The following is a 22,729-nucleotide window of genomic DNA, read 5'->3' on the forward strand; positions in this document are numbered from 1 at the left end:
GTCGATTGCGCGTGTTAAGACGGATGTTGCTTTGGAGTGGTATCAGCCTCGTGCTGCTACTTGCAGTATTAGCGGCGGCGCTCACTTATCTGCTGCAACATCCGCAGTGGTTGCTTAAACATGCCAATGACGCCTTGGCGCCCTACCAGATCCACATTCGCCAGCTCGATTGGGAGATTCCGGATCGGCGTACCTTGCAGCTGCCAGAGTTAGCGCTGGATTACGCTGACAATCAGCTCAGCTTTCATGATATTCAACTGACACTGAAACAACCGCTGACGTGGTCGCAGCTGTGGGATTGGTATCAACTGGACGATAGCCACGCACAACAACAAGCCATAGTGAATGCAATTGAGGCGCTAAGTTACCGTAGTGCCGACATTGATGTACCGGTGGAGCAACTGCGGCCCTCCACCAGCACTGAGCCACTGTGGCTCCCCATCGCGGGAACCATTCCTCATATCGATTTTGGTGTGACCAATATTCGCCTTAAAGATGCAACCGAGCCGTTGGGGCTGCAACTGCGCCATCTCACCTTTGATGCATCTGGGCAGCTAAGCAGTGAACTCGCCAACCTAACAAGCGATACGCCACTTTGGCAGTTGGCAGGGCGATTACCACTACGCGGCAGCGAAGATTGGCAACTGCATACCCAAGTGCAGTTGGCGCAGCTTTACCAGATACAACAGCAACTGGTAGATAGCCCAACAGCAGCACCGCTACTGCAAGCGTATCCTTGGTTGGCGCCAGATTGGCCCTTGGCTGGTGCCAAAGCCTTTGGTGAATTGAGTGGTGAGATAAATTTATCCCGCAAAACGGGCGCACTGGCGGCAGATGTTTGTTGGCAAGATCCAGCGGTAGAGTTTTCCGCAGCGGCTGCAACGCGTATTCAATTGCAAGGTAGCGCTGCTGGCAGTGAGCAATGCCCGACTAAGGCCATCGCGCTACATTATCTGCAGCAGCCTGACGCCAATACCATCAGTCTGGCGCCACTAAACCTCAGCGTATCACTCAGCCAAGCACAACGTGCAGCATGGCAGCAATGGTTACCTAAAGCGTCACAAAATACGATTCCAACGCTGGAACAACAACTGACGCAACTGCATCAGCAACTGTCGTTACCCGATCAGCCGTTACCTGCCAATAACGATATTGGCTTACAACTTGACTTGCCCCAAGGACTACAACTCAGCCGCAACGCCGATAACGATTGGCACGCCAGCCTGCCAGCATTTACCATCAAACCGACGATGTTTAATTGGCTTAACGTCAACGACGCAGCCGTGTTCACTTTGGCGCTCAACCAAACACAAGCCACCCTGCCCGCAGCCGACCTACAGCAACTGTCGTTCAATAGTCGCTATCAACTGACATTGACCTTGCCGCAAGGATTAAAATTCGACCAAGGCAATTGGTCTGCCAGCGGCAGCGCACTCAGCATGCAGTTACCCGGTGAGGTAATGTGGGATGCCAAAGACAATAAAGCCGAGGTTACCTTGGCAGCAGATGCTGCCTTGAGCGCCGATAAGCTGATGGCGCAGTTGGGTACACAGCACTTCAGCATGGCGCATCTACAAACATCGCAACAAGGCGTGGCACGGGCAAGTTGGCAGCACGGCGTTTGGCAGTTTAATTTACCGGCGACCTCGCATCAGTGGCGACAAATCAAGGCTAACCTAGCGCCACATCAACTCAGTTTGCAGCAACTCGATGCCAGCCTGCCAGCGATCAGCTCACTGACGCTTGATAGCCAGCAACCTTTATTGCCGCAGTTACAGCAACAAGCGCTCAAAGGCCAAATGACCTTGGCACTCGAGCTACCACATATTTCAACGACCAAGAAAACCCGCCTTGGCACTAGCGACGAGAGTTTACTCAACCTACGACGACTAAGCTTGGCACAGCAGCTTGATTGGCACGATAACCAACTGCAAAGCCAAGAAATTTGGCAAATCGATGATGTAACGCTACACAGCGATCATCGCTTTACGCCACAGGCCAATGGCTATCAACTACACGCCAACTGGCAGACACAAGCCTCACTGCTGGCGCTGCAACAAATTGCCGCCAAAAATCTGCAACTCGAGGATACATGGCAGATCACCGGTCAAAGCCAATTTGATGCCCAAGTCGATCTTTCCCAGCAGGGGCAGCAACTGGAATTAGCGGTTGATATGCAGCCGCAGATAATCGGTGCTGCGGGGCAATATCAGCAGTTACCGTTTGCCGATATGAATCTTAATGCTCGCTGCCATTACCGCCTATTCGTGAGCGCTGATACGCTCGATTCTAGCAACATTGGTTGCCAGCAGTTTGCGCTTACCGCCAGTAGTTTTAATCCGGGGATCCAACTGAGCCAAATTGATATTCGCGGCCGTGGTAAGTTTGAGCCGATGGCGCCCAATACTAAGGTGGACAGCTGGCTACTACCGGGGATGAAAGATGCCAAGCTGCAACTGCAAGCCTCAGCCACAGCGCTGAACGGCGTGATCACCATTCCTGACTTTGACGTCGATTTGCAAGGTCGATCTCACGGCGTATTGTTGGTGCAAGGCTTGGATATTGAGCAGTTATTGGCACAACATCCACAAGACAGCATCAGTGCTACCGGCATCTTCGACGGGGTATTGCCGATGACGATGGAGCATCGCCAAATCAGCATCAGTGGCGGTCATCTGGCCGCGCGCAGCGAAGGCATTATTGAAATCCACAACACGCCAGCGATTGCCCAAATGCGCCAAAGCCAACCGTATCTCGATTATGTGCTCGATTTTATGCAGCAGTTACAGTACCAAGAGATCTTGGGCCAACTCGATATGAATGGCCAAGGTGACACGCAAATTGAGTTAAAAATCAAAGGGCATGGTCAAGGCGTCGATCGCCCAGTACACTTAAACTACTCTCACGAGGAAAATCTGCTTCAGCTGTTGCAAAGCCTGACTATTGGCGAGCGCTTGCAATCAGGGCTGGAAGCATCGATGCAGTAAACACAGGGAGCTGCGATGAAGCTATCGAATCAAGTCTTAACCATGGCGCTGGTGCTTGCCAGTTATACCTTGGCGGGATGTACACCCACAGTAAAAATTGACCCGCCAGATAAGCCGATTGTGATTAATTTGAACGTTAAAATTGAGCATGAAATACGGATTAAAGTAGATAAGGCGTTGGACGATCTGCTGACCAACCAAGAGCTATTTTAGTGCGACTCACGTGGTAAGGAACCGATAATGAAACTACGACTCATCACCTTTTTGACAGCGCTTTCATTGAGCTTTGCAGCCGCCGCGTTGGATTTACAACAAGCCAAAGATCAAGGCTTGGTAGGCGAGCAAGCGAACGGCTATTTGGCACCGCTAAAAACCAGCGCCGATGTCACCGCCTTGGTGAAAGAAGTAAACGCCAAACGTACTGCGGCTTATGAACAGATTGCCGCCAAAAACGGCATCAGTGTGACGGATGTGGCCAAATTGGCGGCCAAGAAAATCATCGCCAAGGCAGAGAAAGGCCATATGGTGCAAGATGGCAGCGGCAACTGGATTAAAAAGTAGCCAAAAGCAATAACTTATTACGCTGAAGATCACGGCAAACATTCCGTTACTGCATGAATCTATGGCGTTAATTCATGAGCCATTTAGCTAAAAATCAGTAAAATTTGGGGCTCTGAAGTGCTTTTATTTGGCCTCCTCGCGTATGTGGAGGCTTTTTTTTGCCTGCAATTTAGCAGCGGTTACTTGGGCGACACTTTAATATTGTTCAGCGCCGTTTGCTCACTCTCCAACCCTGTTCCCGCAATGGCAATTTCAATCGCGGCACGAATCGTGTAGTGACCGATAACGGGCTTCGGCTTGATAGCCCCAATTCGAGTTAAATCGGCTTCAATAAAGCAGCCAGTGCCGTGGGCAATTTGTTGTAAGGTTTCGTCCATGCGCGGCAGCTCTAGCTGATAATCAGCGGTTTTCTCGCAACTGCCGGTGACATCTTTAGTGGTGCCGTCTGGGACAAGATCACATGCTGTTAGTGGCAGTAACAACAATACAGCGACTAATTTTTTCACATTATCGTCCTTAATCTAAAAGTTTTTGCCAAAACTCAGCGATACCTGTATCCGCGCGCAATTGATAAGGCGCAAAACCGGCCTTGATGTAGGCTTCGCGGGCCGTGAGATTGTGCGATAACACTTCAAGAGTAATCTTACAACATCCTAGCGCTTTCGCATGTTGAGTGGCGACCGCCAGCAGTTGTTGCCCAATACCTTGGCGCCGCATGCTGCTGTGGACCACTAAGTCATGAATATTAAGGATAGGCGCACAATTAAAAGTAGAAAACGCTAAAAAGCAGTTTGCTAAGCCCACGGCACGCTCACCTTGATAGGCCAATAAACTTAATGCGGTTGGCGTTGAAGCCAGTGTTGGCAAGAGTTGTTCCACCACCCGATCCGCCAATGGCTGCGCACCGCCCATTGGGTCCTTGGCATAATGCTGCATTAATTGCAGCAGATCCGCCCCCTGCTTAGGGTGACGATAATTCACTTTGACGATGTTAATCTCAACGCTACTCACAACTGCTCCTGCTTCCTTGTTCCACGTACTAAGCTTACTGCTCAACTAAGCCGCGCATCAGTCCCTTTAACCAATTTAACGACGCCACGCCCTCATGCAGTGGATGCCAGACGCAGTTAAGTTGATAATTGGGCATATCGGCGGGCAACGCAACTTGCCGCAGTAATCCGCCAATGCATAACATTGCCGCCACCCGCTTAGGCAAAACTAACAGATGATCGGTTTGGCTGACAATCGCCGCGGCCGACATATAGCTTTGGCTATTCACCGAAATCTGTCGCGCTAAGCCTTTGCCCTTCAAGTAACGGTCGATGATCGATTCGTGGGTACCGAGCGGCGAGTGAAACACATGCGGGGTTTCCACCAGTTGCGCGAGGGTGAGTTGCTGTTTGATGGTGGGATGATGGCGCCGCACGAGGCCAGCCAGCGGCTCAGTTAGCCAAGTCTCACGCGCTAAATAAGCAGGCACCTGCATATATTCATCAAAACCCAGCACCAGATCGATATCACCATGCGCTAGTTCAGCCTCGGGGATTTTCTCGCGTAAGATTTCGATTTCAATATGCACGCCAGGCGCTAGCTGCTTGAGCTTGCTAATGAGCGGCGGGATTAACACACATTCAACATAGTCAGTAGTGCTGATAACAAAACGGCGGTTAGAGCTGGCGGCATCAAATTGCTCTGGCGCGGCTAACTGTTGCTCCAGTAACTGTAACGCCTGCTGCACACCGGCATGCAATGACAGCGCCCGCGCGGTGGGCAACATGCCCTGCGGCGAGCGTACTAATAACGGATCATTAAATGCGTGCCGCAAGCGGTTCAGCGCATGGCTCATCGCCGGTTGGCTCAGATATATCCGGTTGGCGGCACGGGTGACATTGCGCTCCAGCATCAAGGCATCAAACGCCAGTAGCAAGTTGAGATCTAACTGGTGCAGTTTCATATACCATTATTCACCATATAAATAGTGAGATTAATATTATTCATTTGATGGATTTTGAGCAACAACTTACACTTTTGCTATGCTTGGGCAGCTCGCCCTACCCGTCCATCAACACTGGAGATGAGTTCATGGCAAAAGTTACCGTCGCTGCGACCCAAATGGCTTGTTCTTGGGATATCGAAGCCAACATCAAAAATGCTGAAAAGTTAGTACGCCAAGCCGCCGCTCAAGGTGCCCAAATCATTTTGATTCAAGAGCTGTTTGAAGCGCCGTATTTCTGTATCGACCAAAGCCCTGAGCATTTTGCTTTGGCGCAAACCGTTGAAGACAGCAAACTGATCAAACACTTCCAAGCCGTGGCTAAAGAGCTGGAAGTGGTGCTGCCGCTGTCATTCTTTGAACGTCGTGGTAACGCGCACTACAACTCACTGGTGATGATTGATGCCGATGGTAGCTTGTTGGACGTGTACCGTAAGACGCACATTCCTAACGGCCCTGCCTATCAAGAAAAGCAGTTCTTCACCCCAGGTGACACTGGTTTTATGGTATGGCAAACCCGTTATGCCAAAGTTGGCGTAGGCATTTGCTGGGATCAATGGTTCCCTGAAACTGCCCGTAGCTTGGCATTGCTGGGCGCAGAGCTGATTTTCTTCCCAACCGCTATTGGTTCAGAGCCAGCTTACCCAGAAATCGACTCACAACCGCATTGGACTCGCGTACAGCAAGGCCATGCAGGTGCTAACTTAGTGCCAGTGATCGCCTCAAACCGTATCGGTACCGAGAAGAGTAAATTTATTGAAGGCTTAGAAATGACCTTCTACGGTTCTTCATTTATTGCTGACCAAACCGGCGCATTGGTAGCGCAAGCGGATAAAACCAGCGAATGCGTGTTGGTACATGAGTTCGATTTAACTGAAATCGACAAACAACGCATCTCTTGGGGTTTGTTCCGCGATCGTCGTCCAGCGATGTACGAAGCGGTATTGACCTCAGACGGCGAAACTAGCTGGTAAGGGAATCAAGTTATATGTCTAACACCCTGCACAGTTTGCCGAAAAACAACGGCTTTTATATGCCTGCCGAGTGGGCACCACAACAAGCGGTATGGATGATTTGGCCATACCGCCCAGATAACTGGCGCGAAAACGCCAGCATCGCCCAACGGACGTTTGCTGGCGTTGCCAAAGCTATTGCTGGCGCTACCCCCGTGTTTATGGCGGTGCCTGCAGCGCAGATTGAGCTTGCCAAAAGCGTGATGCCGAAGGAAGTTACTTTGGTGCCAATGGAAAGCAACGATTGCTGGACCCGCGACTCAGGCCCAACCATGGTCATCAACGGCCAAGGCGAATGCCGTGGTATTGACTGGGGCTTTAACGCTTGGGGCGGCTTGCAAGGCGGTCTGTATTTCCCTTGGGATAAAGACGAGCTAGTGGCTAACAGCATCCTTAAACATCATGACTTCAAACGTTATGTGGCGCCGCTGATCCTTGAAGGCGGTTCAATCCACGTTGATGGCGAAGGCACCTGCTTAACCACTGAAGAGTGTTTGCTGAATACCAACCGCAACCCAGATTTGAGCCGCGAGCAGATTGAAGAGTACTTAAAACAGTACCTCAACGTGGAAAAAATCATCTGGTTGCCGGAAGGCGTTTACATGGATGAAACTGACGGCCACGTTGATAACATGTGCTGTTTTGCTCGCCCTGGTGAAGTGATCCTGCACTGGACTGACGATGAAAACGATCCGCAGTATCCACGCTCAAAAGCGGCGTTGGACGTGTTGCAAAACACTACGGATGCCAAAGGTCGTCAACTGAAAGTGCATCTGTTACCACAACCGGGCCCGCTGTTCTGCACTGCAGAAGAAGCCGCAGGTGTGGCAACAGGTACTGGCGTGCCACGTACGGCAGGTGAGCGTTTGGCGGGTTCTTATGTGAACTTTCTCATCACCAACAACCGCATCGTCTACCCATTGTTGGATGACAGCATGGATGCGCTGGCGGCCAAAGAGCTGCAAGCGATTTTCCCTGAGCATGAGATTGTTGGCGTACCTGCGCGTGAAATCCTGCTCGGTGGCGGTAACATTCACTGTATTACGCAACAAATTCCTAGCGCCTAATTTTAGTTAGCCGCTAAACGACAAAAGCCGATGACATTTACGCTATGTATGTCATCGGCTTTTTTAATGCACTAAATCTGCTCAAGCTAATGATGTTCTTGCTCGTGCGCCCCGCCAATCACCCGCGTTTCAGCGTGTACATGCAGATGCTCGTGCGGATGACGATGCATCACCGCATTGCTCAACTGCCCTGCTGCTAACATCACCGCCCGTGTGGCCAAACGTTCCAGCACACTGCGATCATGCGACACAATAATCATCGCCTGCGGCAAACTATCGAGATGGCTCAGCAAACGTTGCTGCGCGCCATCATCTAAACCGTTGGTCGGCTCATCGAGCAACAACACTTGCGGCTCCATGGCTAAGACGGTGGCGAGGGCGATCATCCGTTTCTCACCGCCCGACAAACGATAGGTAATACGCTCAGCAAAGTTTGCCATACCGAGCGATGCCAACACCTGTAATGCCTTGTCCCGCGCAGCGCTGGCCGATAAGCCCAAATTGAGCGGTCCAAAAGCAACATCTTCAAGCACTGTTGGGCAAAATAGCTGGTCGTCCGAATCCTGAAACAGGAAGCCAACCCGCTTACGCAATTGCTGAAAGTCAGCTTCTTGCCGACACACCTGCCCGAAACCGTGGATCTGCCCGCCTTGCGCCGCTTGCAAGCCGACTAAGGTACGCAATAAGGTGGATTTACCGGCACCGTTAGCGCCGACAAGCGCGAGGCGTTCCCCCGCATAAAGATCGAAACTGACTTGGCTTAGTACCTTATGGTTAAGGTAACCCACAGATAGCTGATGTACTGACAACAACGGCGTTTTAATCACGGCAGCAGCGTCCATTTAATGCTCCAAAAACAGCTGTAAACCGAGCGGTAACAGCGATAACAACAGCAATAACGCCAAGGCGATACTGTCCTTGCGGCGCCACTGCAGTTGTTGATTGAGGTACAAGCTACCATCGAAACCACGACAGCGCATGGCATCAACAATACGTTGCGCCCGCTCCATGCTGCGCACTAACAACATGCCCATCATCCAGCCATAACTGCGCCACGTGTGCCAATTACTAGCAGGGGCAAAGGCTCGGGCTTTCATGGCGTTGCGTAGCCGCGCAAACTCCTCGCCTAGCACTTGAATGTAGCGCACCGTCATCATAAACAGATGGATAAGCTTGGGAGAAAAACCCAGCGCCGCCGCACCATAACCTAAATTGATCGGCTCACGAATCGCCAATAATGCCAGTAGTGTCAGCACCACCGCGTTGCCGCGCAAGATGATAGCGAGCGCCTGCTTGGCACCCTCAATTGACGCCGTCATGCCCCATAGGCTGAACCACGTTTGGCCGCTGATAGAAAATGGCAGTAACAGCACCAGCAACAACATAAAAGTTTCAAACGCCAGCAGCCGCTTACCGACCGAACGCCACCGCGTCCCAGCCAAGCCATTGAGTAATAACGCGATGACTAGCAGCAACACTAAGGCGCTGAGCTGATGCGACAACACCGCGACTAAGGCGAACACGCCTGCCGCCAACATATTCACCCGAGGATCGGTGTGCGATAACCAGCGCAACTGGTGTTGCGCTTGTAATTGAGAGGCTAACATTAGCGCTTACGGCTCCGCCACCACAATGCAATACCTGCGATGCCAAAGATAAACCCTAGTCCGCCAATCACATCCGATAACTTGGCACGAGATTCAGCTTGTTGCAGTTCCATCCGTAGCGGCCCAATCTCTTTGGCAACCGCAGTTTGAATCGCTTCGGTGAGTTGCGTGCAGTTAACGCCGTTACTCTGAGTTGTGGCTTCTGGCTCGGCCAAAATATTGAAGCGTTTGGTGGGTTTGCTGGATGTTTGCTCACTCGCTATGGGCGCGGGATTAGCGCCTGCAGGTGAACTGGTCACTTCTGCTGCGGGGATCTGCCAGTGCGCCACATGACCATCACCGGTGTTAGCCTCAATATCGTAGCCTTGGCTAAAAGGCACGGTAATACGAAAACTGCCATCAGCCTCGGGATGGATGTTTGCTAACGCCTGCTGCTGCGCATCAAACACCACAATATTGGCACCACCCGCCGCAATGCCGCCAGCAAAGTAGGCGTTGCCGACAATCTGTTGCCCTTCCATCCACGCAAACACTTTGAGCAAATGCGCCGATGCCGATGTGCTGAGTAACAACAACAACAGCAGTGGCAGATAGTTAAAGCACTTCAGCATTGGTCTGCTCCTCCGCCAGCGGTTCAGTTTGCGCTTGTAGCAACATCTCGGGCGCCACTTTGGCGATAAAGCCAACCACGGTCGCGGTAACCAACATCTCCACCATGGCTAACGGTAGATAAGTGATGGCAATAATCTTGGCGGCCGAGGTATACGCGGCGGAACTCACCACTAACGATAAGCACACCATAGTGCCAGTACCGGCAACACCGATTAAGCCAGCAGCACCACCTAACAGATAGATTTGTCGCCGTTGTTGCGCCTGCACTGCGCTAGCAAGCACTGGCCGAATCAAGCCGGCGGCGAGTAGCGCAGGCAGCGCCATATTAACGGCATTGACGCCTAAGACTAGCGGCCCACCAAAACCAAAGAACACCGCTTGCAACGCCAACGCCACCACAATGGCAGGCACGGCGGTCCAGCCGAGCAACAACCCCATCAAGCCATTAAGCAGTAAGTGGACACTGCTTGGCCCAGCAGGCACGGCGACTAATGAGGCAACAAAAAAGCAGGCGGCTAATACCGCGGCGTGAGGAATTTTACTGTAATCGAGTTTTTTCACTGCATAGCACAGCGCGGCCACCGCCACGACACCACCAGCAATCAACACTGGGGCAGAAACCACTCCTTCGGGAATATGTGCCATGTGCCCGTCCTACTTCATGTCTCGTGCGTTAACCCAAATCAGCCCACCCTGCTCGACCGGCACCAATTTGCCGTCTGGGTTTTTCATTGGCTGTTCGCCTTCGATTAACGCCGCAAAACCCCACCAACCAGATTTAGGCATCACGTAGCTGAACGTGCCATTGGCATCGGCGTGAACCACTTGGGTGATATAAGGATCTGACGGTGGTGTGATGGAACCATCGTTGTGCCACTCGACTTCGACTTCGGCGAACGGCACTGGTTGACCGTTACGTTTCACCACGCCTTGAAATAGGTTGCCGGTCCACAGCCCAAACGGGCGCGTTAGCGGCACAATCTCGGTTGGCAAACCAAGCTCTGTATCCCAACCGTCTTCCATGCCGTACGCATCAACCACCACCTTGGTGTAATGCACAATCATCTTGCCTTCGGCAGGTTCCCAATACGGCTGCGGCTCAGCATAAAACAGGTAATCGCCTGGGCGCTTAATTTGGTAATCCGCGGTGAAATATTGCTGTTTATCCTGTTGCTGCGCTTGCAGTGTGCTCAGCAAATCCTGCTTGCCCATCGGCCCTACCACAGCAAACTGAGTTGGGTGAACGAGATTCATCAGTGGCCCTTGGGACATTGGATGGGTAAATTTCATACTGAATTGCAGCTTAGCTTGCTGCGGTGTGGCAACAATATCTGTACTGGGTAATAATTCTAAAAAGTGCGCATTTGCGTTGATAGAACAGCACATTAGCGCCAGCAATGATGTACGACCAAAGCGGGTTTTAGATAACAACGGCATGGGGACCTCGGTTACCGAGTCGAAAAGGCTCAAGTTATTACGAAATAAATAATCGTAATAACGATACCACCACAATTTGGGCGAAGCACTTATCCAACAGGGATTTACCCAAGTGATAAATCAGAATGCTAACTAGCTCACAAACTCGACAAAGGCCCAATTGCTGTCATTGGCAAATTTTCATCGAATAATGAGCAGCCAATAGCTAACTTTCATGATACAAAGGTAAAAAATCTGTGAGTGTATTCACGGAGGCTAAAACAGAGTTGTTGGTAAAATTCATCGGTGTTGGTTCACGTGTTCCACGCTCATAAAGCTGTTTCTGGCTCGACTCACTAACAAGGAGTAACGGAATACTCAATGAATGTTGATTGGATCGCTTACATCGTCGTTGCCTTAGGGCTGATGTTACTTGTCCGCAGCCTCAAGCCCGCGGCACTCATCTGCAAAAATGATGACGCTATCGGCTGGAAGGCGTTAATCACCCTGCTGATACTCTTCGTCATCGGTTACAGCCTGTTTTTTATCAACCTGTTTTACAGCAAGATTGATACATCATTGCAGCTCATCTCCGTGATGTTGCTCGGAGGCGCCACCTTTGTGGCGATTATTATTCCGCAGGCGCACAAAACCATCCTAAAGATTGAGTCCATTGCCGCCACTGAACGGCAAAATTCACTCACCGATAGCATGACTAAACTCGCCAACCGTAAGAGTTTACTTGAGCATCTCAGCGCGCTATCCGGTGGCAATAAACCGTTCTCATTGTTCTTTATCGACTTAAATAACTTCAAGCAGATTAATGATGGTTTGGGCCACTATTATGGCGACCAATTTCTGATTGCCGTCGCTAAGCGGCTGTCGACCATTATTCCCGACAGCGCTCGCCTATTTCGTATCGGTGGTGATGAGTTTGCCGTGGTGTATCGTGAATATCGCGAAGATAAACTTATCGGTCTGATTGATAGCTTACACACCAGCCTGCTGGCCCCGATTAAAGTCCACACGCATTCAATGAAAACCTCCGCCAGCATTGGTATTGCTTGTTATCCTAAACACAGCAATGAGATGTTCGACTTAGTGAAAAAAGCGGATATGGCGATGTACGACTGTAAAAGTCGCCAAGGTAACTTCACCTTTTATAACGACAACATCGGCATGCGCGCAGAACGCAAACTGGCGTTGTCGCAGATGTTGTCAGACGCAGTACAAAAGAATCAGTTCAGCCTGTTTTATCAACCAATCATCAACGCAGAATCCGGTCAAACCTTATATGTAGAGGCGTTGTTACGCTGGCCACAAGCTAACGGCACGGTGCTAATGCCAGAGCAGTTTATCCCCATGGCGGCCAAAAGCACCTTGATCAACGCCATCACTTATTGGGTGGTGGAACAAGCGTGTACCGACTTACCACGACTCCGCGCCCTCGGTTTTAATCGTCGCGTCCATGTCAACCTCACCGCGCGGGATCTACAAAGCGATAACTTAGTACAGCAACTGCGCGTGCTTAAGCAACAGAATAAGCTCCAACCGCAAGATTTGATGTTTGAACTGACCGAAAGCGACTTAGTGGAAGACCTCAGCAAAGCCAAACGGGTCATGCATAAGATCAGTCGCATGGGTTTTGAGTTCTGCGTCGATAATTTTGGCACCGGTTTTTCATCATTGGTACTTCTGCGAGAGTTGCCCATTTCGCAGATAAAAATAGATCGATCATTTGTGAATGACTTTTTGGTCAATGAGATTAGCCGCTCGATCATCTGCCATATCATCGCCTTAGCTGGTGACCTTAACTGCAGTGTTATCGCGGAAGGCGTGGAAAACGAACTGAACGCCGCAGAGCTGATCCGTCTTGGTGCCGAGCTACACCAAGGATGGCTCTATTCCGAAGCATTACCACTGGATAAATTGCCAGCAGCAACGCCTGCGGCCAACAGCGAGAGCAACTTATTGGTAGGTTAACGAAGCCTTAGCCGCTCAAGCGCTAAGGCCTCGTCAAGGGTGCTAAATTGGGTTGTCGATATCGACAAAATGGTGCAACAGACCAAATTTATCGGCCAAGTGTTTGCCAAGTGCTTCAATACCATAACGTTCAGTGGCATGATGACCAGCGGCAAAATAATGCACATTTTGTTCTACCGCACTGTGGAATGTCCGTTCCGATGCCTCACCGCTGATAAAGGCATCCACGCCGAGTTCGTAAGCGGTATCAATATAATCTTGCGCGCCACCGGTGCACCAAGCGACAGAGCTGATCTGCGTTTTTTCTGCGGCTAAATGAATCGGCTCACGCCCCAGCCGCTCAGTAATACGCGCCATAAACTGTGCGGGTGTTACCGGCACTGTCAGCTCAGCTCGCCACAGTAAATTTTGCGGCACTTGTTCAACAATACGCACATTGTCAAAACCGATGACTTCCCCTAAACGCGCATTGTTACCGATCACCGAATGACCATCTAACGGCAGGTGATAACCAAATAAGCTAATATCATGTGCTAACAACGCTTTAATGCGACGCTGCTTCATGCCCACAATGGTTGCTGGTTCGTTTTTCCAGAAAAAACCGTGATGAACTAATAACGCATCAGCGCCTAACTCAATGGCACGGTCAATCAATGCTTGGCAGGCAGTGACACCTGTTACTATGGTACGGATCTCATCCCGCCCCTCAACCTGAAGCCCATTCGGCGCATAATCCTTAAAACGATCAATCTGTAAATAGTCTTTTAAATAGGCTTCAAGTGCTTGTCGCTGCATGTTGGACCTCCTCATCAACAATGTGTGGCGCATGGTACCACAATCCTCTAAAACCTCGGATTTAGGGTAAAAAGTGTGTCAATCTAACGTTTCTACACGCAAATTGGCGCTCAAATTGGACTTTCCCCCAGTTTGCTCTATAAAATCCTTCGAACTTTGAAATCAACATTACAATAAATAGGCCTAATTCAATGACCAAACTGACTAAAGAAGATGTCATCAGCCAATTGGAAGCAGCTCTTTCAAAGCGTGAAGGAAAAGCTATCAGCATCGAACAAAGCGGTAGCTGGTACAAAATCGATGGTGAAAAATCGGTTCGCTTCGCGGAACTAGAACAGATGTTAGCGGAACTGGATGCACCTGAGGCAACAGCGCCGCAATCGGCCACCAAAGCCAAGCCTGCCAAAGCACCAGTGGCAAAAGCTCAAACTGCGGCGCCGACAGCTGCGGCAAAGGGTAATGCCCAAGGCAAAACACCTAAACAGCTGTGGCGTGAAAAACTGGCGCAGCAAGCGGGCAACACACTGCCTCGCGGTTTCTAAGCGCTAGGGGTTGCTAACCTTTAGCTAATCAGATGTGAGCGCCATTTACATTTGGCGTTCACATCGCCTTGTCGACTCTGACACCTTGTTTAAAATACACCACACGCACTTTATCACCTGATTGTAATGGCATATTAGCCGCTGGCTCTTGCACCACCATCACCTGTTGACCATCATCTTGCTGAATCATCAACTCCTGTAATGGGATTTGTCGTGTCCGTACATCATTAGCGTGATATTGCCCAACGCCCGCCCCCACCAGTGCCCCGAGCACAGTGGTGACATCTCGCCCATGACCGCTGCCGAATTGATTACCTATCACGCCACCTAATAAGGCACCACCAAAGGTTTTCCAACCACTATTTTTATCGCGCTCTAACTCGGTGCGAGACACATCACGAATCGATGACAGCGTGCCGTAAACCACTTTCTCCACTGGCATCGCTTGATTACGCGGGAACTGCTCGGCTTGCGCTATGCTATTGAAAAGCGCTAACGTTGACAGGCTGAATACGAAGATTAATATTTTCCACATATGCTGAGTTCCGTTAACTTAGTGAACCAACTCTGAGTGACCCTATTAAACTGTGAATACACTATCTTTCTTGCAAGGTATTGCTGACCCGTTTCCGGCGCCCGAGTTGGCTTTAACGGAACCGAACGGTTTGCTCGCTGTGGGTGGCGATCTGCATCCGCAACGATTATTAACGGCATACTACCAAGGCATATTTCCTTGGTTTAGCCATGAAGATCCTATCCTTTGGTGGTCGCCCGACCCGAGAGCCATTTTCCTCCCTGATGAGGTAAATGTCAGCCGTAGTTTGCGTAAGTTTATCAAAAAAACAGGCTGGCGGTTTACCATCAATCATGCCTTCGCCGATGTGGTCGCCGGTTGCGCCATGCCGCGAGAGCAGCAGGTTGGCACTTGGATCACTGGAGAAATACGCCTAGCCTACCAGCAACTGCATGAGATGGGCCGTGCTCATTCCATTGAAGTGTGGCAGGGGCAACGCCTTATTGGTGGCCTTTATGGCATCAATGTCGGCCAAGTGTTTTGTGGCGAATCTATGTTCCATCGCGAGACCAATGCCTCTAAAGCAGCGTTCGTTATGCTCAGCCAACATGTTAAAGCGGCAGGCTATCAACTCATTGATGCCCAAGTGATGAACCCTCACCTGCTATCATTGGGAGCGAAAGCATTAAAACGCGCTGACTTTATCGCACGCCTGCAGCAACTGCGAGATGGTGCCACAGCGGCCAACTGCTGGGATAAACAAGAGGTTCAAATTGCACTCTGAACAACAAACCGTGGACGTTGGCCTAACACATACTTTTCCCTGTAGTTACTTAGACGATAGGCAGGAACAGTTGCTGGTGATCAAAGAGCCATTGATGCAAGCACAACTGTTTGAGCGGCTACTGTCTATGGGCTTTCGCCGCAGTGGCAGTATGATCTACAAACCGCGCTGTCCACATTGTCAGGCGTGCCAGCCGATTCGGGTTCCGGTCGCGCATTTCACTCCGTCAAAACGGCAAAAACGCACCTTGGCAAAGAACCATGACATAGAGATTGCCGTCAGCAACCAATTCCGCGATGAACACTACGCACTCTATGAACGTTACATCAGTGCGCGCCATTTTGATGGCCCTATGTACCCACCAACGCTAGAGCAGTACCAAGGTTTTGTCGGCTGTGATTGGATGCAACCCGCATTATTGGAGCTGCATTTAGAGGGCAAATTGATCGGCGTAGCCGTGACGGATCTACTGCAAAATAGCTTGTCGGCGGTATACAGTTTCTTTGAGCCAGATCTCAGCCATCGTTCATTAGGCAGTTTTATGATTCTGCAACAATGTAAGTTGGCGGTATCGATGAATAAGTCGTTTCTTTATTTGGGATATCAAATAGATGATAACCGCAAAATGAGTTACAAACGCCTCTATCGACCCTACCAAATTTTGACTCAAGCAGGCTGGCAAAATCAGGATGCATTGCCCTAAATACCTTTACACTACGGGGATTTTGCGGCATGATACGGCGGTTTTTATTTCCTAGAGGCTAACAGGACAAAAATTTAATGGCGAAAGAAGACAGTATTGAGATGCAAGGGACTATCCTTGAAACCTTGCCAAATACGATGTTTCGAGTTGAGCTGGAAAACGGTCACGTTGTGACTGCTCACATTTCCGGTAAAATGCGTAAAAACTACATCCGTATCCTGACTGGTGATAAAGTCACCGTCCAACTTACCCCGTACGATTTGAGCAAAGGCCGTATCGTCTTCCGCGCACGCTAATATCCATCCAACGTAACAGCTGGTCTACTGGTGTAACGCACGAGTAGCAAGGATTATTCTTCATAGCCTGTTAAGATGCCACCAAAAAAATGGCTGCGTAATGCAGCCATTTTTTATAGGCGGAGTTAAACGATTACGAGACTTTCTCGGGGGTATCCACCTGAATATCCAGCTCGCCATCGACCACATCCACTTTCGCCACACCACCGAATTCCAATTTACCAAACAGGATTTCGTCAGCTAATGGCCGTTTCAGCAAGTCTTTCACAACACGAGCCATCGGCCGTGCCCCCATCGACTTGTCGTAGCCTTTCTCAGCCAAGAAGGTACGCGCTTCATCAGAGACTTCCAGCATAACGCCTTTGGCATCCAACTGGGCTTGCAGCTCGACCAAGAACTTATCAACCACTTTGGCGATGATGGTCATATCTAAGCTGTTGAACCAAACAATGGCATCCAAGCGGTTACGGAACTCTGGCGAGAACACGCGGTTAATTTCCGACAGGGCATCATGGCTGTGATCTTGCTGTTTAAAGCCGATAGACTTTCTCACCGTCTCCTGTACGCCCGCATTGGTGGTCATCACTAAGGTGACATGGCGGAAGTCTGCTTTGCGACCATTGTTATCGGTCAACGTACCGTGATCCATCACTTGCAGCAGCAAGTTGTAGATATCAGGGTGCGCTTTTTCAATCTCATCCAACAACACCACACAATGTGGATTTTTGATCACTGCATCAGTCAGCAAACCACCTTGATCAAAACCGACATATCCCGGAGGCGCACCAATCAACCGTGAAACGGTGTGGCTTTCCATGTACTCCGACATATCAAAGCGCACCAGTTTCATACCAAGGCATTGTGCCAACTGATTGGTGACTTCGGTCTTACCTACCCCGGTTGGGCCAGCAAATAGGAAGCTACCCACCGGTTTATTGTCGTTACCTAGACCACTACGTGCCAAGCGGATGGCGGAGCTTAGCGTTTCAATCGCTTTATCCTGACCAAATACGGTCATCTTCAGATTGCGCTCAAGATTTTTCAGCACATCTTTTTCGGTCGAAGACACGGATTTTTCAGGGATGCGCGCCATTTTGGCAATGACTGCTTCGATTTCCGCTTCACCGATAGTTTTCTTGCGCTTACTCAGCGGCAGCATCGCCATACGCGCACCGGCTTCATCAATCACGTCAATCGCCTTATCGGGCAGATGACGGTCGTTGATATGACGGTCTGACAAGCGTGCCGCTGTGGCTAGCGCCGCCTTGGTGTAGCGAATGTGGTGATGCTCTTCGTAGCGAGATTTTAATCCTTCCAAAATCTTGGTGGTTTCTTCTACGCTAGGTTCATTGACATCAATTTTCTGGAAACGACGCGCCAATGCGCGGTCTTTCTCAAAAATGCTTTGGTATTCTTGGAAAGTCGTCGAGCCCATGCAACGCAGCTTGCCGCTAGATAACAGAGGTTTGAGCAGGTTGGACGCATCCATCACGCCACCAGAAGCCGCGCCGGCACCGATAATGGTGTGGATTTCATCAATAAACAGAATCGCTTGTTTGTCTGCGGTCAGCTCTTTGAGCAAGTTTTTCAGACGTTTCTCAAAATCACCGCGATATTTGGTACCTGCCAGCAACGCGCCCATATCAAGCGAGTACACGGTGGCATCACGGATAACATCCGGCACTTCGTCAGAAACAATACGATAGGCCAAGCCTTCAGCAATGGCGGTTTTACCGACGCCAGCTTCCCCCACCAACAGTGGGTTGTTTTTGCGGCGACGACAAAGAATTTGAATACTACGCTCGATTTCATCGTGACGGCCAATCAGCGGATCAATTTTGCCCTGAGCGGCTTGCTCGTTGAGGTTGGCAGCAAATTGACTCAACATGCTACGGTCTTCAACGGTTTCAGCTTGCTCTTCAGACGCTTCATTGGCGGCGTTATCTTCTGACTCATCATTGTTTTTGGCAAAACCATGAGAGATGTAGTTGACCACGTCAAGACGGGTCACGTCATAACGGCGTAACAGGTAAACAGCTTGTGATTCCTGCTCGCTAAAGATAGCCACCAGCACGTTAGCGCCAGTCACTTCATTGCGACCAGAAGATTGCACATGGAATACGGCGCGCTGTAACACGCGTTGGAAACCTAATGTGGGTTGGGTCTCACGTTCGTCAGTAACGTCAGAAATCACAGGTGTGGTTTGCGTAATAAAGCTGGCAATATCATCACGCAACTTCTCAATGTTGGCACCACAGGCGAGTAAAGCATCACGCGCGGCGGGGTTATCAATCAACGCTAACAATAGATGTTCTACGGTCATGTATTCATGCCGTGCATCTCTGGCCTGCTGAAATGCCAAGTTTAACGTGACTTCCAGATCTTTATTCAGCATAAGCACCCCCTAACTTCAGTGATTGCTATTTTTGTTACGCTTTCTCCAAAGAACATAGCAGCGGGTGCTGATGTTGTCTGGCGAATTGATTCACCTGGGCCACTTTGGTTTCTGCAATCCCGAACGGATAGAGTCCGCAGACGGCCTTTCCTTGGTGGTGCACCAATAACATGATGTCAGTGGCTTCCTGATGATTTTTATTGAAGAACAGTTGCAATATCTCAACGACAAAATCCATTGGAGTATAGTCATCGTTGAATAACATTACCTTATACATTGGTGGTGGCTGCAACGCTTCTTCAACGCCCTTATCCACCGTTTCAATCTGACCACTTTTTCCCATAATTCAATACTAGTATCTGTATCACAGTTAAACCAACCACTCTAATAGAATGATTCGATGTCTTCGTGCGATTTTCTTCACTGATGATGAATTCACTATACGATCAACTTAAGGAAGTTGTCTAAACCAAATAGAGCGGATTAATTAATATTTCTGATTAACTTACCCTGTAGTGTACATATTGTTCGAAAATCGATTTTCAAGGGTGATAGCCACATTTTTTACCGAACAGCGTGTTTATTATTCTTTAGTCTTATAAATGTTGTAATTATGTTAATTTACGCTTGACATCGTTGCGCAACAATCTCATTCTGTCGTGGTTAGTAGATATTTCGTACAACGGAATATCGGTGTAATGGAGCAACAGTAGAAGGAAGTAGATGTATGGCAAGCGGAACTGTAAAGTGGTTCAACAACGCCAAAGGTTTCGGGTTTATCTGCCCAGATCAAGGTGGTGAGGACGTTTTTGCGCACTATTCAACCATCGATATGGATGGCTACAGAACTCTGAAGGCAGGTCAACCTGTGCAGTTTGAAGTTGAGAAAGGACCGAAAGGCATGCATGCCTCGTCTATTTCTCCTGTCAAATAACACCAGACCACAATTCATATAAAAGGCGGGAAGTTCCCGCCTTTTTATTTGCTTAACATTTGGATTAACAGCGACGCCAAGCGCCGCCGCTAATCTTTAACACCTTAGTAAGCTAACAAGCCGTTCAGCGTTGCGCTTGGACGCATAGCCGCAGTTGCTTTGGCAGTATCTGGACGATAATAACCGCCCATATCCACCGCACCACCTTGCACGCCATTTAGCTCAGCAACAATTTTGTCTTCTTGCGCAACCAATGCATTGGCTAAGTCAGCAAACGCTGCTTTTAAGTCGCCGTCTTCGGTTTGTGCGGCCAACGCTTTGGCCCAATATTGTGCCAAGTAGAAGTGGCTACCGCGGTTATCAATCTGACCGACTTTGCGAGAAGGTGATTTGTTGTTATCCAAGAACTCGCCAATCGCTGCGTCTAAACAGTCAGCTAACACTTGGGCTTTGGCATTGCCAGTAGTTTGGCTCAAGTGTTCCAGTGACGCGCCCAATGCTAAGAATTCGCCGAGTGAATCCCAACGCAGGTGGTTCTCTTCTTCAAACTGTTGTACGTGTTTTGGCGCACTACCGCCCGCACCAGTTTCAAACAAACCACCACCATTCATCAACGGCACGATAGACAGCATTTTTGCGCTGGTACCAAGCTCCAGAATGGGGAACAAGTCAGTCAGGTAATCACGCAGTACGTTACCGGTGACAGAGATAGTATCTTGACCCGCTTTCATACGAGTAAGCGAGAAACGCGCTGCGTCTTTTGGTGCCAGAACGCGGATATCTAAACCATCGGTATCTTCTTCCGGCAGATACGCGTTAACTTTGGCGATCACTTGGGCATCGTGAGCACGCTCAGCATCTAACCAGAACACTGCTGGCGTGTTGCTCAAACGGGCACGACGTACCGCTAGTTTCACCCAATCACGGATTGGTGCGTCTTTGGCTTGGCACATGCGCCAGATATCGCCAGCTTCCACCTTATGTTGCATCAACACATCACCCGCTTGGTTGATGACTTTCACCACACCTGCAGTTGAGATTTCAAAAGTTTTATCGTGGCTGCCGTATTCTTCCGCTTTTTGCGCCATCAAGCCCACGTTAGGCACAGTGCCCATGGTGGCAGGATCAAACGCGCCGTGCTCTTTACAGAAATCGATGGTTTCTTGGTAGATACCGGCGTAGCAACGATCTGGGATCATCGCTTTCATGTCTTTCAGTTGACCGTCTGGCCCCCACATCTGACCACCAGCACGAATTGCCGCAGGCATTGATGCATCGATGATCACATCGCTAGGTACATGCAGGTTGGTGATGCCTTTATCTGAGTTCACCATCGCCAATGGCGGTTGCGCAGCATAGATAGCCGCAATGTCCGCTTCAATAGCGCTTTTCTCTGCCGCTGGCAGCTCAGCAATTTTTGCAACCACGTCACCGAAGCCATTTTTCACGTCAACGCCGAGGGATTTGAAGGTGTCACCATATTTGGCAAACAGCGCTTTGTAATACGCCTTAACCGCCAGACCAAACATAATGGGGTCAGACACTTTCATCATGGTGGCTTTTAAGTGCAGTGATACCAGCACGTCTTGCGTTCTCGCCGCTTCGATTTCGCGCTCAAAGAAGGCCTGCAACTTAGCCGCACTCATGACTGAAGCATCGATGATTTCACCCGCGAGCACTTTCAGATCAGATTTCAAACGCACCGGTGTGCCAGCAGTTGGTTCTAATACGATATTGACGCTGTCAGCATCAGCCAACGTGACCGACTGTTCGCTGGCGTAGAAGTCACCGTCTTCCATGTGCGATACGTGGGTTTTGCTGTCTTTACTCCAAGCGCCCATAGAATGTGGGTGTTTACGCGCATAATTTTTTACTGACAACGGTGCGCGGCGGTCTGAGTTACCTTCACGCAATACTGGGTTTACCGCACTGCCTTTGATCTTGTCATAGCGCGCTTTCACGTCTTTCTCTTCAGCAGAAGCCGGCTCTTCAGGATAGTTTGGTAAATCGTAACCTTGCGCTTGTAGCTCTTTAATACAGGCGCGCAGCTGTGGAATTGAGGCACTGATGTTAGGCAACTTGATGATGTTTGCTTCTGGCTTAGTCGCCAGTTCGCCCAACTCAGCCAAATGGTCGCCAATTTTCTGCGCCTCGGTCAGACGCTCAGGGAACGCGGCAATCACGCGACCAGACAGCGAAATATCGCGGGTTTCTACCGCAATACCGGCAGGTTTAACGAAAGTTTTGATGATTGGCAGCAATGACAGGGTGGCCAGCGCAGGCGCTTCATCTGTTTCCGTGTAGATGATAGTTGGGGTTTTGTCAGTCATTTTCAGTCCTATGCGTACATGCAAGAAACAAAGTAGGAACTATTCCCCAAAGAACTTTTCATAAAGTTTTATGATTTAAGATTCAATAAGTTAGATAAATATAAACACCTATCAACTGCGGGGTATAGATCACATTTTGGCAATCATCATAGTGCATTCTTTCAAAGATTCAAATTCCGCATCATGCTTTATCGCGC

At 49.8% G+C, this 22,729-nt stretch carries 24 protein-coding genes; 11 read left to right on the forward strand and 13 right to left on the reverse strand.

Going from position 1 to position 22,729, the window contains the following annotated elements:
• The first annotated feature begins 11 nt into the window (after positions 1–11).
• Genes L9G74_RS22390 through L9G74_RS09240 form a run of 3 tightly spaced genes read left to right on the forward strand, consistent with a single transcriptional unit; the run spans position 12 to position 3,548 of the window.
• Positions 12–2,987, forward strand: coding sequence for an intermembrane phospholipid transport protein YdbH family protein (locus L9G74_RS22390; RefSeq protein ID WP_238896024.1), 2,976 nt, complete (start codon positions 12–14; stop codon positions 2,985–2,987).
• 15 nt (positions 2,988–3,002) lie between these two features.
• Positions 3,003–3,200, forward strand: a complete 198-nt coding sequence (locus tag L9G74_RS09235; RefSeq protein ID WP_238896025.1) for a YnbE family lipoprotein — start codon at positions 3,003–3,005, stop codon at positions 3,198–3,200.
• A gap of 27 nt (positions 3,201–3,227) precedes the next feature.
• Positions 3,228–3,548 (forward strand): YdbL family probable chaperone protein, encoded by a 321-nt coding sequence (locus L9G74_RS09240; protein WP_238896026.1) that lies wholly within the window; start codon positions 3,228–3,230, stop codon positions 3,546–3,548.
• Between the two features lie 179 nt (positions 3,549–3,727).
• Here the strand turns inward: L9G74_RS09240 and L9G74_RS09245 are convergent, their stop codons facing one another.
• The 3 genes from L9G74_RS09245 to L9G74_RS09255 are packed head-to-tail and all read right to left on the reverse strand — an operon-like array spanning position 3,728 to position 5,502.
• Positions 3,728–4,054 (reverse strand): hypothetical protein, encoded by a 327-nt coding sequence (locus tag L9G74_RS09245; RefSeq protein WP_238896027.1) that lies wholly within the window; start codon positions 4,052–4,054, stop codon positions 3,728–3,730.
• A 10-nt stretch (positions 4,055–4,064) separates the two neighbouring features.
• A complete protein-coding gene (locus L9G74_RS09250; RefSeq protein WP_238896028.1) occupies positions 4,065–4,559 on the reverse strand; it encodes a GNAT family N-acetyltransferase in 495 nt (164 codons plus the stop codon).
• Between the two features lie 34 nt (positions 4,560–4,593).
• On the reverse strand, positions 4,594–5,502 hold the full coding sequence (locus L9G74_RS09255; RefSeq protein ID WP_238896029.1) for a LysR family transcriptional regulator: 909 nt from the start codon (positions 5,500–5,502) through the stop codon (positions 4,594–4,596).
• Positions 5,503–5,630: 128 nt separating this feature from the next.
• Here L9G74_RS09255 and aguB point away from each other — a divergent pair, with 128 nt between their 5' ends.
• Both aguB and aguA read left to right on the forward strand, forming a co-directional pair.
• Positions 5,631–6,515 carry an N-carbamoylputrescine amidase gene (gene aguB, locus L9G74_RS09260; protein ID WP_238896030.1) on the forward strand — a complete coding sequence of 295 codons (885 nt, stop codon included), beginning with the start codon at positions 5,631–5,633 and terminating at the stop codon, positions 6,513–6,515.
• A gap of 14 nt (positions 6,516–6,529) precedes the next feature.
• Entirely contained in the window at positions 6,530–7,621 is a 1,092-nt protein-coding gene (aguA, locus tag L9G74_RS09265; RefSeq protein WP_238896031.1) for an agmatine deiminase, read from the forward strand.
• Between the two features lie 86 nt (positions 7,622–7,707).
• On the opposite strand, the gene L9G74_RS09270 is transcribed toward aguA, so the two are convergent.
• Genes L9G74_RS09270 through L9G74_RS09290 form a run of 5 tightly spaced genes read right to left on the reverse strand, consistent with a single transcriptional unit; the run spans position 7,708 to position 11,277 of the window.
• Positions 7,708–8,463 carry an energy-coupling factor ABC transporter ATP-binding protein gene (locus L9G74_RS09270; RefSeq protein ID WP_238896032.1) on the reverse strand — a complete coding sequence of 252 codons (756 nt, stop codon included), beginning with the start codon at positions 8,461–8,463 and terminating at the stop codon, positions 7,708–7,710.
• Positions 8,464–9,228 carry a cobalt ECF transporter T component CbiQ gene (gene cbiQ / locus L9G74_RS09275; protein WP_238896033.1) on the reverse strand — a complete coding sequence of 255 codons (765 nt, stop codon included), beginning with the start codon at positions 9,226–9,228 and terminating at the stop codon, positions 8,464–8,466.
• A complete protein-coding gene (locus L9G74_RS09280; protein WP_238896034.1) occupies positions 9,228–9,839 on the reverse strand; it encodes a NikL family nickel/cobalt ECF transporter subunit in 612 nt (203 codons plus the stop codon). Before L9G74_RS09280 ends, cbiQ begins: the two co-directional genes overlap by 1 nt.
• Positions 9,823–10,485 carry a cobalt transporter CbiM gene (gene cbiM / locus L9G74_RS09285; RefSeq protein ID WP_238896035.1) on the reverse strand — a complete coding sequence of 221 codons (663 nt, stop codon included), beginning with the start codon at positions 10,483–10,485 and terminating at the stop codon, positions 9,823–9,825. The genes L9G74_RS09280 and cbiM overlap by 17 nt, the downstream gene beginning before the upstream one ends.
• 9 nt (positions 10,486–10,494) lie before the next feature.
• A complete protein-coding gene (locus L9G74_RS09290) occupies positions 10,495–11,277 on the reverse strand; it encodes a DUF4198 domain-containing protein (RefSeq protein ID WP_238896036.1) in 783 nt (260 codons plus the stop codon).
• A gap of 360 nt (positions 11,278–11,637) precedes the next feature.
• Between L9G74_RS09290 and L9G74_RS09295 the strand changes: the two genes are divergently transcribed.
• Complete coding sequence (locus tag L9G74_RS09295) at positions 11,638–13,239, forward strand: putative bifunctional diguanylate cyclase/phosphodiesterase (protein ID WP_238896037.1); 1,602 nt, start codon at positions 11,638–11,640, stop codon at positions 13,237–13,239.
• A 42-nt stretch (positions 13,240–13,281) separates the two neighbouring features.
• On the opposite strand, the gene L9G74_RS09300 is transcribed toward L9G74_RS09295, so the two are convergent.
• Positions 13,282–14,034, reverse strand: a complete 753-nt coding sequence (locus L9G74_RS09300) for a Nif3-like dinuclear metal center hexameric protein (RefSeq protein WP_238896038.1) — start codon at positions 14,032–14,034, stop codon at positions 13,282–13,284.
• 191 nt (positions 14,035–14,225) lie between these two features.
• On the opposite strand from L9G74_RS09300, the gene L9G74_RS09305 reads away from it, so the two are divergent.
• On the forward strand, positions 14,226–14,576 hold the full coding sequence (locus L9G74_RS09305; RefSeq protein ID WP_238896039.1) for a hypothetical protein: 351 nt from the start codon (positions 14,226–14,228) through the stop codon (positions 14,574–14,576).
• 58 nt (positions 14,577–14,634) lie between these two features.
• Here the strand turns inward: L9G74_RS09305 and L9G74_RS09310 are convergent, their stop codons facing one another.
• The gene (locus L9G74_RS09310; protein WP_238896040.1) at positions 14,635–15,111 is read right to left on the reverse strand and encodes an outer membrane lipoprotein; all 477 of its coding nucleotides are present in this window, start codon (positions 15,109–15,111) and stop codon (positions 14,635–14,637) included.
• A gap of 52 nt (positions 15,112–15,163) precedes the next feature.
• On the opposite strand from L9G74_RS09310, the gene aat reads away from it, so the two are divergent.
• The 3 genes from aat to infA all read left to right on the forward strand — a co-directional run bounded on the left by aat (position 15,164) and on the right by infA (position 16,873).
• Complete coding sequence (aat, locus tag L9G74_RS09315; RefSeq protein ID WP_238896041.1) at positions 15,164–15,874, forward strand: leucyl/phenylalanyl-tRNA--protein transferase; 711 nt, start codon at positions 15,164–15,166, stop codon at positions 15,872–15,874.
• The gene (locus L9G74_RS09320; protein ID WP_238896042.1) at positions 15,864–16,577 is read left to right on the forward strand and encodes an arginyltransferase; all 714 of its coding nucleotides are present in this window, start codon (positions 15,864–15,866) and stop codon (positions 16,575–16,577) included. Before aat ends, L9G74_RS09320 begins: the two co-directional genes overlap by 11 nt.
• A gap of 77 nt (positions 16,578–16,654) precedes the next feature.
• Entirely contained in the window at positions 16,655–16,873 is a 219-nt protein-coding gene (infA, locus tag L9G74_RS09325) for a translation initiation factor IF-1 (RefSeq protein WP_037439960.1), read from the forward strand.
• 133 nt (positions 16,874–17,006) lie between these two features.
• On the opposite strand, the gene clpA is transcribed toward infA, so the two are convergent.
• Both clpA and clpS read right to left on the reverse strand, forming a co-directional pair.
• Entirely contained in the window at positions 17,007–19,268 is a 2,262-nt protein-coding gene (clpA, locus tag L9G74_RS09330) for an ATP-dependent Clp protease ATP-binding subunit ClpA (RefSeq protein WP_238896043.1), read from the reverse strand.
• Between the two features lie 34 nt (positions 19,269–19,302).
• Positions 19,303–19,611 (reverse strand): ATP-dependent Clp protease adapter ClpS, encoded by a 309-nt coding sequence (gene clpS / locus L9G74_RS09335; RefSeq protein ID WP_238896044.1) that lies wholly within the window; start codon positions 19,609–19,611, stop codon positions 19,303–19,305.
• Positions 19,612–19,995: 384 nt separating this feature from the next.
• Between clpS and cspD the strand changes: the two genes are divergently transcribed.
• Complete coding sequence (cspD, locus tag L9G74_RS09340; RefSeq protein WP_238896045.1) at positions 19,996–20,202, forward strand: cold shock domain-containing protein CspD; 207 nt, start codon at positions 19,996–19,998, stop codon at positions 20,200–20,202.
• Positions 20,203–20,306: 104 nt separating this feature from the next.
• Here the strand turns inward: cspD and L9G74_RS09345 are convergent, their stop codons facing one another.
• A complete protein-coding gene (locus L9G74_RS09345; protein ID WP_238896046.1) occupies positions 20,307–22,532 on the reverse strand; it encodes an NADP-dependent isocitrate dehydrogenase in 2,226 nt (741 codons plus the stop codon).
• Positions 22,533–22,729 lie beyond the last annotated feature (197 nt).

Origin of the sequence: Shewanella electrica (assembly GCF_022321485.1) — a bacterium.
GTDB lineage: Bacteria > Pseudomonadota > Gammaproteobacteria > Enterobacterales > Shewanellaceae > Shewanella > Shewanella electrica.